At 65.5% G+C, this 12781-nt stretch carries 13 protein-coding genes; 4 read left to right on the top strand and 9 right to left on the bottom strand.

The annotated features are described in order from the left end of the window. Window positions 1–33: 33 nt before the first annotated feature. From CXR29_RS17835 to CXR29_RS02540, 8 genes are all read right to left on the bottom strand, one after another. Complete coding sequence (locus CXR29_RS17835; protein ID WP_277601929.1) at window positions 34–165, bottom strand: hypothetical protein; 132 nt, start codon at window positions 163–165, stop codon at window positions 34–36. Window positions 166–371: 206 nt separating this feature from the next. Further along, window positions 372–686 (bottom strand): DMT family transporter, encoded by a 315-nt coding sequence (locus tag CXR29_RS02570; protein WP_101554946.1) that lies wholly within the window; start codon window positions 684–686, stop codon window positions 372–374. Further along, window positions 683–1042: an SMR family transporter gene (locus CXR29_RS02565; protein WP_025779936.1), complete on the bottom strand. Its 360-nt coding sequence runs from the start codon at window positions 1040–1042 to the stop codon at window positions 683–685. Before CXR29_RS02565 ends, CXR29_RS02570 begins: the two co-directional genes overlap by 4 nt. After that, window positions 1039–1674 (bottom strand): TetR/AcrR family transcriptional regulator, encoded by a 636-nt coding sequence (locus CXR29_RS02560; RefSeq protein WP_101554947.1) that lies wholly within the window; start codon window positions 1672–1674, stop codon window positions 1039–1041. Before CXR29_RS02560 ends, CXR29_RS02565 begins: the two co-directional genes overlap by 4 nt. A 168-nt stretch (window positions 1675–1842) precedes the next feature. Further along, the gene (locus CXR29_RS02555) at window positions 1843–2634 is read right to left on the bottom strand and encodes an ABC transporter ATP-binding protein (RefSeq protein WP_025779940.1); all 792 of its coding nucleotides are present in this window, start codon (window positions 2632–2634) and stop codon (window positions 1843–1845) included. Between the two features lie 5 nt (window positions 2635–2639). Then, on the bottom strand, window positions 2640–3623 hold the full coding sequence (locus CXR29_RS02550; protein WP_025779942.1) for an ABC transporter permease: 984 nt from the start codon (window positions 3621–3623) through the stop codon (window positions 2640–2642). Between the two features lie 145 nt (window positions 3624–3768). Continuing rightward, window positions 3769–4746: an ABC transporter substrate-binding protein gene (locus CXR29_RS02545; protein WP_101554948.1), complete on the bottom strand. Its 978-nt coding sequence runs from the start codon at window positions 4744–4746 to the stop codon at window positions 3769–3771. 265 nt (window positions 4747–5011) lie between these two features. After that, entirely contained in the window at window positions 5012–7399 is a 2388-nt protein-coding gene (locus CXR29_RS02540; protein WP_127363803.1) for a S9 family peptidase, read from the bottom strand. Between the two features lie 89 nt (window positions 7400–7488). Between CXR29_RS02540 and CXR29_RS17235 the strand changes: the two genes are divergently transcribed. The 4 genes from CXR29_RS17235 to CXR29_RS02525 are packed head-to-tail and all read left to right on the top strand — an operon-like array spanning window position 7489 to window position 10919. Next, window positions 7489–7635 (top strand): hypothetical protein, encoded by a 147-nt coding sequence (locus CXR29_RS17235; protein WP_164742760.1) that lies wholly within the window; start codon window positions 7489–7491, stop codon window positions 7633–7635. Window positions 7636–7670: 35 nt separating this feature from the next. Beyond that, window positions 7671–8708: a Bug family tripartite tricarboxylate transporter substrate binding protein gene (locus CXR29_RS02535; protein ID WP_025779948.1), complete on the top strand. Its 1038-nt coding sequence runs from the start codon at window positions 7671–7673 to the stop codon at window positions 8706–8708. Next, window positions 8705–9370: a tripartite tricarboxylate transporter TctB family protein gene (locus CXR29_RS02530; protein WP_025779950.1), complete on the top strand. Its 666-nt coding sequence runs from the start codon at window positions 8705–8707 to the stop codon at window positions 9368–9370. Before CXR29_RS02535 ends, CXR29_RS02530 begins: the two co-directional genes overlap by 4 nt. A 1-nt stretch (window position 9371) precedes the next feature. Continuing rightward, on the top strand, window positions 9372–10919 hold the full coding sequence (locus CXR29_RS02525; RefSeq protein ID WP_127363802.1) for a tripartite tricarboxylate transporter permease: 1548 nt from the start codon (window positions 9372–9374) through the stop codon (window positions 10917–10919). A gap of 160 nt (window positions 10920–11079) precedes the next feature. On the opposite strand, the gene CXR29_RS02520 is transcribed toward CXR29_RS02525, so the two are convergent. Then, on the bottom strand, window positions 11080–12624 hold the full coding sequence (locus tag CXR29_RS02520) for an MFS transporter (protein WP_127363801.1): 1545 nt from the start codon (window positions 12622–12624) through the stop codon (window positions 11080–11082). Window positions 12625–12781 lie beyond the last annotated feature (157 nt).

Raw genomic sequence — 12781 nt, 5'->3', positions numbered from 1 at the left:
CTGGCAGATGGTCTGCGGATCGGCGATCAGTGACTAGGGCTCTCCGCCCCACCAGCCGATGGCCACGGGTTCCCAGGAATCATTGGCGAAGCCGCAGCTCGGGCGCTCTCGATTCGGGGTCGACCATCCCCAGCGGTGGTGGTCGTCGAATCTGAGAGGGGTCATGCCTTCGGACGATAACAACTTGCGTGAGGCTTCACAATAAATCCTCAGCAGCGAATGGGCGCCGCCCTCGCCGAGGATGCAACGAATGGGCGCAGCCCTCGCCGAGGATGCACCGGGCGGAGCCGCTCGGACCTGCCCCGCGCGGGAACGGTCAATCGGGCAGTCCTGGTCGATTCGGCAGTCCCGGTCGATTCGGCAGACCTGGGTCAGCCGATTTCGACGAGCACGACGCCGATGGCGATGAATCCGATGCCCAGCAGCGCCTTGCGTGTGAGCGGATCCTTCCAGATGACCCGGGAGAGCAGGCAGACCAGCGCGACTCCGCAGGCTGCCCACAGACCATAGGCGACGCCGAGCGGCATGCCCTCGGCGAGCGTGCGACCGAGGAAGAAGAAGGCCGCGGTGTAGCTGATGGCCACGGGAATGAACCAGATCCTGCGCTGCAGTCCGGCGCTCGCACGCAGGCACAGGGTGCCGGCGACCTCGCTGAGGATCGACAGGGCCAACCACATCCAGCTCATTCGGTCACCTCCGTCTCCACGGTCGCGGATTCTTCGGGAGTGCCGGATTCGACGAGGATGACGCCGATGATGATGAGGGCGATGCCGATGATGGCGCCGACGCTCAGGAGCTCACCGAAGAACACGACACCGAGCACGGCGACGAGGGCGACCCCGCTGGCCGACCACGTCGCGTAGACGGCGCCCAGCGGCATGCCCAGCCGCTGGGTGAGGCCGAGGATGAAGAAGGCCGCGGCGTAGAGGACGACGACCCCGGGAATCCACACGGGATCGGCGACCGCGGCACGCAGCATCAGGGTGGCGGCCACCTCGGCGAGGATGGCGGTGACGAGCAGCAGCAGACGTGTCGAGTTCATCCTGTCACCTCCGCTCCGGCGTCGTCGGACGCTTCCGCTCCGGCATCGTCGGACGCTCCCACAGCGACTCCCGCAGCGGCATCGATGGCTGCCTCAGCGCCATCGATGAGCGCGAGCGCGTGTGTGCGCACGGCCGCGAGATCACTGGAGGGGAACACTCCGGTGGCTTCGGACATCCATGCGCCGTCGGCACAGAATCGGGCTGCGGTGAGCAGAGACACGGCACGATCATCGAGCCCGGCGGTGTCGAACCACGGGCCGAGATGCTCGCTCCACGCCCGCGACAGCTTCGGGTGGTAGAGCGCATCGGAGAAGATCCAATAGTCGGCGCGCGAGACCTCGGCGGTGGTGGCCACGGTGACGTAGGCCCGGTGCCGGTCGAAGCTCGTCAGCTCCTGACTCGAATGTCCGGTGTGCTCGCGCAGCCGCTGCGCCCAGTCCTTCGCGGCATGGTCGACGAGCCCGAGCATGAGCGCTTCCTTGGACGGGAAGTGATACATCAGGCCCGGCTTCGTCAGTCCCGCCTGCTGCGCGACCGATTCGAGCGAGATCGTCACACCCTGCACCGAATCGTGCGATTCGGCCAGAGCCTTCGCCGCCTCGAGAATCCGCGTCCGTCCGTCATTCGCCATACCGCAACTTTACCAACCGGTTGGTAAAGTCCACCAGCGCGGAAGAGAGGGTGGCCCGCACCACGCGGTGTGAACCACCCTCTTATGCGCCTCGGCCGGGTGTCATGCGCGCGGCTGCTCTCCAGCGAGCCCGGCACCCTTGCGCTTCAGCGGCTATCGAGTCTCGGCTCAGTTGAGCAGTGCCCGGTCGCCGAGCGTCGCTCCCTTGAGTTTCGAGAATTCGCCGAGCAGGGTCTCGACGGTCAGGTCCTTCTTCTCCTCGGCCGAAGCCTGGTAGATGATCCGCCCCTCGTGCATCATGATCAGCCGGTTGCCCAGCGCGATCGCCTGCTCCATATTGTGGGTGACCATGAGGGTGGTCAGCCCGTCGGCCTCGACGATCTTCTTCGTCAGGGTCGACACGAGGGCTGCACGCTGCGGGTCGAGAGCGGCGGTGTGCTCGTCGAGCAGCAGGATCCGCGGCTGGGTGAATCCGGCCATGAGCAGGCTCAGTGCCTGCCGCTGTCCGCCGGAGAGCAGTCCGACCTTCGTCTTCAGCCGGTTCTCGAGGCCGAGTTCGAGAGTCGCCAGCTCCTCTTTGAAGTGCTCGCGCCGTTCCGAGGTGGTCCCCCGCCCCAGCCCGCGCGGCTTTCCGCGTTTGAGCGCAAGGGAGAGGTTCTGTTCGATCGTGAGGTCCGGAGCGGTTCCGGCCATCGGATCCTGGAAGACTCGGCCCAGGTATCCCGCTCGCTTGTATTCGGGCATCCGCGACACCTCGGCACCGTCGATGGTGATCGACCCGGAGTCGATGGGCAGGCGGCCGGAGATGGTGTTGAGCAGGGTCGATTTTCCGGCACCGTTGGAACCGATGACGGTGACGAAGTCGGATTCGTCGAGTTCGAGCGAAAGCCCCTGCAGTGCCTTGCGTTCGTTGACGGTGCCGGGGAAGAAGGTCTTGGAGATGTTGTCGATCGTGAGCATGGGTCTCAGATCTCCTTCCCTGCTCGGGCGCCGGTCGCGCCGGCGGGGGTGTCGGCGACCTCGCCGGGGTCTTTCATCTCGGTCGTTCCCGCCGGCACCGAGGCGGTCGCGCGGTTGCCGCGCCCGCGCAGCGAGGGGATCCGTTTGAGGAACCCCCATCTGGGCAGCAGCAGTGCGATGACGACGAGCAGCGCGGTCGTCAGCTTCATATCGTTCGTATCCAGGCCCGCGCGCAGGGCGAGGAAGATGATGAGCCGGTAGAAGACCGACCCGAGGAGTGCGCCGAGGCTGGCCATGACGATGTTGCGGCCGCCGAACACGGCCTGGCCGAGGATCACCGAGGCGAGCCCGACGAGGATGAGGCCGATGCCCATGCTGATATCGGAGAACCCCTGGTACTGGGCGACGAGCGCTCCGCAGAGCGCGACGAATCCGTTCGACAGCGCCAGGGTGAGCATCGTCGAGTTGTCGGTGTTGACGCCGAGGCTGCGGATCATCTCCTTGTTGTTGCCGGTGGCCTGGATGGCCAGTCCGAGGTCGGTGGTGAGGAACCAGTCGATGGCGAACTTGAGGATGAGGGCGAAGGCCAGCAGGATCGCAATCGACACCCAGGTGCCCAAGAGCATGTTCTCGCGCAGCGGGGTGAACACGGTGTCTTCTCGCAGGAGCGGCAGGTTCGCCTTCCCCATGATCCGCAGGTTGATCGACCACAGGCCGATCATCGTGAGGATTCCGGCGAGCAGTCCGTCGATGCCGCCCTTCGTGTGGAGCAGGCCGGTGATGTAGCCGGCGATGAGTCCGGCGCCGATCGCCGCGAGCGTGGCCAGGAAAGGGTTGACCCCGGCGATGATGAGGGAGGCTGCGGTGGCGCCGCCCGTGGTGAAGCTTCCGTCGACGGTGAGGTCGGGGAAGTTGAGGACCTTGAAGGTCAGATAGACCCCGAGCGCCATCGCGCCGTAGATGAGCCCGAGCTCCAATGCTCCGAACATGGGTTTCCGTTCATTTCTGGTGTGTGGTTCGTGGTGGCCCCGAGGTCGTCGGCAAGAGCGCCGGCGGCCTCGGGGCCGGTGACGGCGGTGCAGTCGAGGAGTTCAGGACTCTCTGCACCGGGTCACGGGGTGTTGCGTGCGTCGATCACTCGATGACGTTGTCGGCTTCGTCGATGAGCTTCTGCGGAATCTCGGCACCCTGGGCCTCGGCGGCCTTCGGGTTGACGACGAGCTCGAGGTTCGAGCTGGTCTCGACGGGCATTTCGGCGGGCTTCTTTCCGTCCTGGAGGATCTTCAGAGCCATTTCGCCGGTCTGTTCGCCGAGCTTCGTGTAGTCGATGCCGCGGGTGATCGCCGCGCCGGATTCGACCTGACCGGCCTCCGACCCGACGAGCAGAGCCTTGTTCTTCTCTGCCGCCTGGACCATGGTCGACACGGCCGAGACGACGTTGTTGTCGGTGGGCACGTAGTAGGCGTCGACCTTGCCGAGCGAGTCCACGGCCTGAGCGAGCTCGCCCGAATTCGCGATCGTCGCTTCCTTGATCTCCACACCGAGGCCTTCTGCCGCCTTCTTCGCGAGATCGACCTGCACCTGCGAGTTGACCTCACCGGAGCTGTAGACGATGCCGACGGTCTTCGCATCGGGTTTGACGTCCTTGACCAGCTTCAGCTGCTCTTCGACCGGGTTGAGGTCGGAGGTGCCGGTGACGTTGCCGCCGGGGCTGTCATTGGAATCGACGAGTCCGGCTTCTTCGGCGTCGGTGACGGCGGTGAAGAGCACGGGCTTATCGGTGATCGCCTGGGCTGCGGCCTGAGCGGCCGGGGTGGCCACGGCGAGGACGAGGTCGAGGTCGTCGCTGGCGAACTGCTGAGCGATCGAGGTCGCATTGGCCTGTTCGCCCTGGGCGTTCTGCACGTCCCATTCGACGTCGACGCCGGCATCCTCGAACGACTTCTTGAAGCCTTCGGTGGCGGCGTCGAGCGCCGGGTGCTGCACGAGCTGCGAGACGCCGATGGAGAACGAATCGCCTTCGCCGCCACCGCTCTCACCGCCGCCGCAGGCCGAAACCGCAAGAATCGAACCGACCGCCACCATCGCTGTGGCCATTTTACTGAGACGCATTCTTCTCCCTTTCGGAATTTCGGTCCGCCGGTGCGGATCCGTCACGAATTCTGCATTCGACACCGCCGCTCCTCGCGGGCAAGGACCCTGACGGCAATGCAGATGAATGATGCGCCGCCGTCACTCAGACCGTCCTGAGTTCATGACGCGCATCACGTCGAATGTGATGATATCCACTCTATGGCCCGGCACTGACACCGGGTGCCGAATCCAGGTTTTGGAGACAATCGTCCCAGTATCGTTATCTGCGGCGACAGTCGTCCCCTCAGGCCTCTGTTTCGACGTCCGACCGTCCCAGCACGTCGAGGATCCAGGCGTATTCGAAGGCGATCTCCTTCCAGGCGTCATACCGTCCGGAGGCTCCTCCGTGACCGGCGACCATTTCGGTCTTGAGCAGAGCGTTCGCACCGACCTCGCGGAGTCGGGCGACCCATTTCGCGGGTTCGACGTAGAGGACTCGGGTGTCGTTGAGCGAGGTCACGGCCAAGATCTGCGGGTAGGCCGCCTCGGTGACGTTTTCGTAGGGAGAGTACGAGCGCATGTACTCGTAGACTTCCGGATCATGCAGCGGGTCGCCCCATTCCTCCCATTCGATGACGGTCAGGGGCAGCTCGGGCATGAGGATCGAGGTGAGCGCGTCGACGAAGGGCACGTCGGCGCTGATGCCGGCGAAGAGCTCGGGCGCCATGTTCGCAATCGCGCCCATGAGCAGGCCCCCGGCCGATCCGCCGCTGGCCACGAGCCGATCCGGACTCGTCCATCCGGTGTCGATGAGGTGGCGGGCGACGTCGATGAAGTCGGTGAACGTGTTCTTCTTCGCCGTGGTCTTGCCCTGGTCGTACCAGTATCGGCCCATTTCGCCGCCGCCGCGCACGTGCGCGATGGCGAAGACGACGCCGCGGTCGAGCAGCGACAGCCGCGAGACCGAGAAGTACGGGTCCATGCTCGCCTCGTACGAGCCGTATCCGTAGAGGAGCAGCGGTTTCGCCGAGGCGGCGTTGCCGTTCGCCTCGGCCGCGCCGACTCCGTCCGCTGCGCCCTCCGGCGAGGCGGGATCGTCGTGTTGGCCGTGTTCGTCGTGTTCGTCGGACTGGTGCAGGTCCTTGCGGAAGACCACCGAGATCGGGATGTCGGTGCCATCGCCGGCCTTCGCCCACAGGAGGGTTTCGCTGTAGGCGTCGAGGTCGACGGATCCGAGAACGGGCTGACGCTTGAGGACCGTGTCAGTGCCGTCTGCGACGCTGTGCGAATAGAGCACCGCGGGCGTCGACATGGAGGTGAAATGCAGTCGGACGCTCGTCTGCGCGAATTCGGGATTGCCGCCCAGTGACAGGGTTCCGGTCTCCCGGTCGAAGGGCAGCTCCTGCAGCGGCCCGAAGGGAGAGGAGGCATCGCCGAGGCGGATGATGCCGACGCGGGCGAAGCCGCCGCGACGGTAGCTGAGCACGATGAAGTCGGCGAAGGCGTCGACATCTTCGATGCGCAGGTCATCGACCCGCAGTTCGCCGTTGTGCGTTTCGCCGCTGCGCAGTTCGCCGTTGCGCAGCTCTCCGCTGCCGCCTGCGGCTTCGGTGACGATGACGTCGCGACCGGGCGCTGTCGGGTCGGCTGCGGGGACGTCGACGAGCTCGAAATCGGCGCGATTGCGGTTGTGGGTGATGAGGAATCGGTCCTCACCGCCGATGACGGCGTGCTCGACGGTGTATTCGACGCCGTCGACGCGGGGCCAGATCTCCTGGGGTTCTGCTTCGAGGTCGTCGACGCTGACGCCCCAGTACCCGGTGGTCGTCTTCGACCCGGTGACGACGAACATCATCCGGCCCGATCGTGAGAATCCCGATCCGACGAAGAAGCGCTCATCGGGTTCGTGGAAGATGCACACGTCGTCGCTGCTGTCGGTGCCGACCACGTGGCGCCACACCTTCTCCGGCCGCCAGGCGTCGTCGACAGTGGTGTAGAAGACGAAGCGACCGCTCGGGTCGAGGGAGGCTCCGGCGAAGGTGCCCTCGATCGTGTCGGCGAGGTCGTCTCCTGCGGCCAGGTCGCGGAGTCGGAGGGTGTAGCGTTCGTCGCCGGTGGTGTCGACACCGTAGAGGAGTCTGCTGCCGTCGTCCGAGAGTGAGAAGGAGCCGAGGGAGAAGAACTCCTGACCGGCGGCGGCGATGTTCGAGTCGAAGACGACTTCTTCACCGGGCAGAGGTTCTTCTCCGACCTCGGGCGGCGTCCAGTCATCGGGCCCGGAGATGGGGATCCGGACGCTGATGCCGTAGTCGAGCCCGGCCTTCGTGCGGGAGAAGTACCAATAGTTCCCGCGCCGGTTGGGCACGGACATATCGGTCTCTTTGATGCGCGTCTTGATCTCGGTGAAGATCGAATCTCGGAGCCCTTCGAGGTGAGCAGTCTGTGCGCTCGTCCAGGCGTTCTCTGCTTCGAGGTGGGCGATGACTTCGGGCGACTCCTTCTGGCGCATCCACTCGTAGTCGTCGATGAAGGTATGGCCGTGATGGGTGCGCTCGAAGGGAACTTTCTTCGCCACCGGTGCGGAAGCGGGGGTGGTCGCTGTCGAGGTCCCGGTCTCGGACTTGGTCCCAACCGCGGCCCCGGACGGGGTCTGTGCTGAAGGAACGGTGGCAGGAGAATCGGCATCAGTCATGGTCCCACCCTAGTCACTCCGCCCGCCCACCTCGTCTGCGGTCAGTCGGCCGAGGCGTTTCCGCGATTTTCGCTGTTATGCCTCGGGGAATGACCACGAACAGACGGGCCGCGACGGCCAGGCACCGGCGCGCAGCGATGACCCGCCGTGAGCAGAATGCACTCAACGCGCTCAATGAGCAGAAAGCGCAGAGCGAGCACAAGCTCGCAGTCGACACTCAGCAAGCTCTAAGGTGAGTCTCGCATCACACTCGCCTTCAAAGGAGAAGACCGTGCCACAGGCGCCACCTCCCGAGGATTCGACGGTCGAATCCTCCCATCCCTCACGACGCACCTTCGGACGCATCGCCTACGGGGCGATCGCCTTGGCGGCGATCGGAACGGCGACGACCTACTCGGTCAGGGCCGCCTCAGCGAAGGGCGACCTGTCGTCGAATCTCACCCTCATCGCTCCGGCCGGCGCCGGCGGCGGCTGGGACGGCTTTGCCCGCGAGACCCAGCAGGCCATGCGCGTCGACCGACTGGCCAACAACGCCCAGGTCGTCAACATCCCGGGAGCCGGCGGCACGATCGGCCTCGGCAAGTTCTCGACGATGCATGGTCGGGCGGACACGATCCTGGCCACGGGCACCGCCATGGTCGGCGGGATCGCACTGAACGAGTCGCCGGTCGGATTCGACAACACCACCCTGATGGCCCGCGTGGCCGAGGACTACGACGTCCTCATCGCCGCCGCCGATTCCCCGCACAATACGCTCGACGATGTCATCGGCGCATGGAAGAAGGATCCGCAAGGATTCGTGTGGACGGGCGGTTCGGCGGGTTCGGTCGACCATCTCACGATCGCGCAGCTCGCGCTCCTCGGCGGGATCGCCGCGTCCGACATCACCTATATCCCGAAGTCCGGCGGCGGCGAAGCGATCCAGACGCTGCTCTCGGGGACGACCGATTTCGCCTCCTGCGGCTTCAACGAGGTCTCCGACCAGATCGAGGCCGGACGCGTCAAGGCCATCGGCGTTGCCGCCCCGAAGCGGATCGAGGGCTTCGACGAGGTGCCGACGATGTCCGAACAGGGCTATGAGGTCACGCTGACGAACTGGCGCGGCTGGCTCGGAGCGCCGGACATCACCGGCGAGGAATCCGGCCAGCTGCTCGACATCCTGCAGAAGACCCGCGACAGCGCGGCCTGGAAGGACGCCCTCGAACGGAACAAATGGACCGACGTGTGGCTGACCGGCGACGAATTCGCCGAGTTCATCAAGGAGGACTCGTCACGGGTGGAGAAGCTGCTGAAGGAGTTGGGACTGTGAGCACACAGACGACGAAACGCACGGGCCACCTCGGCGCGGGAACCTGGTGGCAGGGACGGTCAGGACTCATCGTTCCCCTCATCATGGGAGCATTCTCGACGTATCTGCTCGTCGGCATCCTCACGATGGACGTGCCTGCGGATGCCGACAGACCGGGACCGCAGTTCTTCCCGACGATCATCATGCTCGTCGGCTACGCGCTGACGATCCTGCTGGTCATTGCCTATATCCGCAATCCCGAACCCGTCGATGTCGACGATGCGGTCCCGGCCCAGGTCGAAGAGGACAAGGCGTTCTCGACTCCGGTCACCTCGGCGGTCGCGGCCTCTCGACTCTCCCCTCATGAGGAGGACGAACCCGAGGACGACCGTGCCGCCCTGGCCGCGGCCCGCAAGGCCGATTCGACGCACCGCACTCACAGTGACTTCGTGTCCCTGGCTTGGGGCGCCGGCGGTTTCGCGGCGTTCGCCCTCATCCTCGAATTCGCCGGGTGGATCATCGCCGCAGCGCTGCTGTTCTGGTGTGTGGCCCGGTCGATGGGATCGAAGAAGCCGCTGTTCGACCTCACTCTGGCACTGACGTTCTCGTCCCTGGTCTACATCGCCTTCGCGGTGATGCTGGGACTCAACCTTCCTTCGGGGATTCTGGGAGGTGGCTTCTGATATGGACGCTCTCATGTCCCTCTTCGAAGGCTTCGCACACGCTCTGACCCCGATGAACCTGCTGTGGGTGTTCGTCGGCTGCTTCCTCGGCACCGCCGTCGGCGTGCTGCCGGGCCTCGGGTCGTCGATGGCGGTGGCTCTGCTGCTGCCGATGACCTTTGCACTCGACCCCACAGGCGCGTTCATCATGTTCGCCGGCGTCTACTTCGGTGGGCTCTTCGGCGACTCAACGATGGCCATCCTCATGAACACCCCGGGGCAGGCCTCTGCGATCGCCTCGACGTTCGAAGGCCACAAGATGGCCAAATCCGGGCGGGCCCCGCAGGCTCTGGCCACCGCTGCGATCGGCGCATTCATCGGCGGGTTCATCTCCTGCTTCCTCGTCGTCTTCGTCGCTCCCGCGTTGGCGGATCTGTCGACGAGCTTCGGTCCGGCGGAGTTCTTCGCCCTTGCCCTGTTCGCCTTCGTCGCCACCTCCTCGGTGGTCGCCGATTCGGTGCTCAAGGGGCTCACGGCTCTGGTGCTGGGCATCGGCTTCACCGTCATCGGCATCGACTCGGTTTCGGGCACGGAGCGGTTCACTCTCGGCGTCCCCGAACTCTTCGACGGTGTTTCGCTGGTCACGGTGACGGTCGGTGTGCTGGCGCTGGGCGAAGTGTTCTTCATCGCCTCCCGGATCCGCCGCCAGGCCACGGACAACACAGTCAGCTCCTCGGGCCGCCCGTTCCTCTCCCGCAAGGAGGTCGGTGAAGCTCTGCCGGCGTGGCTGCGCGGTACGGCGATCGGTCTGCCTTTCGGCGTCATCCCCGTCGGCGGTGCCGATGTTCCGACGTTCATGGCCTACGGCCTGGAGCGCAAGCTCGATTCCCGGCGGAAGGATCCGCAGTTCGGACAGGGCGCGATCCGTGGTCTTGCCGCCCCCGAGGCGGCCGGATCGGCGACGACGGGCATCGCGATGGGTGCGCTGTTGGCTCTGGGTCTGCCGATCTCGGCGACGGCGGCGATCATGTTGGCTGCCTTCCGTCAGTACGGCATCCAGCCCGGTCCGCTGCTCTTCGACCGCTCCCCCGAGCTCGTCTGGGGTCTGCTGGCGAGCTTCTTCGTCGCGATGATCGTCCTGCTCATCATCAACCTGCCGTTCGCTCCGCTGTGGGCGAAGCTGCTGAAGATCCCGGACCCGTACCTCTACGGCGGCATCGCGGTCTTCTGCGGCCTGGGCATCTATGCAACGTCCGCCTCGACGTTCGAGCTGCTCATCCTGCTGGGCATCGGCGTGCTGAGCTTCGTGCTCAAGCGCTACGGTGTGCCGTTGGCGCCGCTGATGATCGGCATGGTTCTCGGGCCCCTGGCCGAGTCGAACCTGCGTGATGCCCTGTTGGCGGCCGGCGGAGATGCGTCGACTTTGGTGTCCTCGCCGATCACGATCGTCATCTACGTCGTGCTCATCGCCGCTCTGGTCTACACCGGCATCGGCCGAGTGCTCGCCCGCAAACGGCAGAAGCAGGCGACGCAGGATTCACCCACTCCGGCGAACTCGTCGCAGGGCTGACCCCGCGGCCGCGGCGTAGGCCGCCGTCTCCCCCGTCCTTTGTCGTAAACGGCGCCGAACATAGGTCAGCACCGGATACTTTCCACCCCCAAGAAGTATCCGGTGCTGACCTATTTTCGTGGGGAGTCCACTGCCCGCGTCCACTGCCGGTGAAGCGGGCTCAGCGGTCGGAATCAGATCGGGAAGCTGGTCTCGGCAGGAGTCGCCCGGCCCCCTTGAGACCGAAGCTCGTGAGCACGGCGGCCACGAGGACGAGGAGCACGGCCGCACCGGCGGCCCACTGCACGCCGAAGTCGAAGGCCGACACAGCCGCCTCGGTGATTCGTTCACCGGCTGCACCACTCAGCCCGGACGCGTATTCGAGCGCGGAGCCGAGCGTATCGAACTGAGCTCTGTCCGCTTTGTCCCCGATCGCGGACTGCAGCGCGGATCCGTACATGAAGGTCGAGAGTCCACCGAGCACGGTCGTTCCCATGACGGACCCGAATTCGTACGCGGTTTCCGAAATCGCCGAGGCAGCTCCGGCCTTGTGAGCGGGGACCGCGGCGAGGATGAGGTCGTTCGTGATGACCTCGGCGGTGCCGAGTCCGATGCCGAGGATGAGGAAGGCCAGCAGCATTCCCATCACGGAGTGTTCGGAGGTGAAGGCGATGATGCCCATGCCGACCGCGTTGAGCGCGAGCGCGCAGGGCACGACGACGCGCGGTTCGAAGCGGGCGATGAGCGGCACTGCCAGATAGCCGGCCGCGACCGAGGTGATCAGCCCAGGGATGAGCACGAGGGCGGCGTCGATCGGTGAGAGTCCGAGCACGAGCTGGAGCAGCTGGGTGCCGAAGTAGAGGAACCCTGCCAGTCCCATGATGCTCAACAGGTTCGACACCACCGCCGAGGTGAACACGGAGTTCGCGAACAGACGGACGTCGAGCATCGGGTTCGGAGTGGCGAGCTGGCGGAGGACGAAGCTGGCTCCGGCGACGATAGCCACGGACAGGCTGAGCCAGAAGAGGAAGTCGGCGCCAGACGCCATGCTGTGTTTGATGGCAAAGACGAGCGGGGTCAGAGCAAGCATCGACAGAATGATGGAGAACGGGTCCAAGCGGCCGGGGTTCGGGTCGCGCGATTCGGGCAGCAGGATGGCGGCCGCGGGGATGAAGAGCGCGATGAGCGGCAGGTTGATGAAGAAGACCGAGCTCCAGTGGAAGTGCTCGAGCAGAAAGCCGCCGACGATCGGACCCAGAGCGGCACCGCCGGAGAACATCGCGGCCCAGGTGGCGATCGCGATGCGGCGGTCCTTGTCGTGGTCGAAGATGTTGCGGATGAGCGACAGTGTCGAGGGCATGAGGGTAGCGCCGAAAATGCCGAGCAGGGCGCGGGCGAGGATGAGCATCTCGGCGGAGGTGGAGAACGCCGCGAGCAGCGAGGCCGCACCAAAGCCGACAGACCCGATGATGAGCAGCTTGCGACGTCCGACCCGATCACCGAGGCTGCCCATGGCCACCAGCAGACCGGCGAGCATGAGCGCGTAGATGTCGACGATCCACAGCAGCTGCGTGCCCGTCGGATGCAGGCCGGTGCTGATCGCCGGGATCGCGAAGCCGAGGACCGTGTTGTCGATCGAGATCAGCAGCACGGGGATCATGAGCACCGCGAGACCGGCCCATTCGCGCCGACCGGCACGCAGCTGTGGAGTCAGTGTCGTCGTCATGCCATCAACTGTACCGTCTGGACGGTACAGTTGGGAAGCCGGCTGCGATCTCCAGATCATCCTGCCGCGGAATACAGATCGCAGTAGCGCATCCTCAGGAGATGCACGGAGTGCTCGACAGCCTCGGCGATGACGTGCCCCCATCGGCACAGCCGCT

The sequence above is a fragment of the Brevibacterium linens genome (assembly GCF_003999335.1).
GTDB lineage: Bacteria > Actinomycetota > Actinomycetes > Actinomycetales > Brevibacteriaceae > Brevibacterium > Brevibacterium linens.
This window is presented reverse-complemented; position numbering and strand designations above follow the sequence as displayed.

Coding starts and splice junctions, on each gene's coding strand:
- CXR29_RS17835 (WP_277601929.1), bottom strand. CDS start 165: ATGACCCCTCTCAGATTCGACGACCACCACCGCTGGGGATGGTCGACC.
- CXR29_RS02570 (WP_101554946.1), bottom strand. CDS start 686: ATGAGCTGGATGTGGTTGGCCCTGTCGATCCTCAGCGAGGTCGCCGGC.
- CXR29_RS02565 (WP_025779936.1), bottom strand. CDS start 1,042: ATGAACTCGACACGTCTGCTGCTGCTCGTCACCGCCATCCTCGCCGAG.
- CXR29_RS02560 (WP_101554947.1), bottom strand. CDS start 1,674: ATGGCGAATGACGGACGGACGCGGATTCTCGAGGCGGCGAAGGCTCTG.
- CXR29_RS02555 (WP_025779940.1), bottom strand. CDS start 2,634: ATGCTCACGATCGACAACATCTCCAAGACCTTCTTCCCCGGCACCGTC.
- CXR29_RS02550 (WP_025779942.1), bottom strand. CDS start 3,623: ATGTTCGGAGCATTGGAGCTCGGGCTCATCTACGGCGCGATGGCGCTC.
- CXR29_RS02545 (WP_101554948.1), bottom strand. CDS start 4,746: ATGCGTCTCAGTAAAATGGCCACAGCGATGGTGGCGGTCGGTTCGATT.
- CXR29_RS02540 (WP_127363803.1), bottom strand. CDS start 7,399: ATGACTGATGCCGATTCTCCTGCCACCGTTCCTTCAGCACAGACCCCG.
- CXR29_RS17235 (WP_164742760.1), top strand. CDS start 7,489: ATGACCACGAACAGACGGGCCGCGACGGCCAGGCACCGGCGCGCAGCG.
- CXR29_RS02525 (WP_127363802.1), top strand. CDS start 9,372: ATGGACGCTCTCATGTCCCTCTTCGAAGGCTTCGCACACGCTCTGACC.
- CXR29_RS02520 (WP_127363801.1), bottom strand. CDS start 12,624: ATGACGACGACACTGACTCCACAGCTGCGTGCCGGTCGGCGCGAATGG.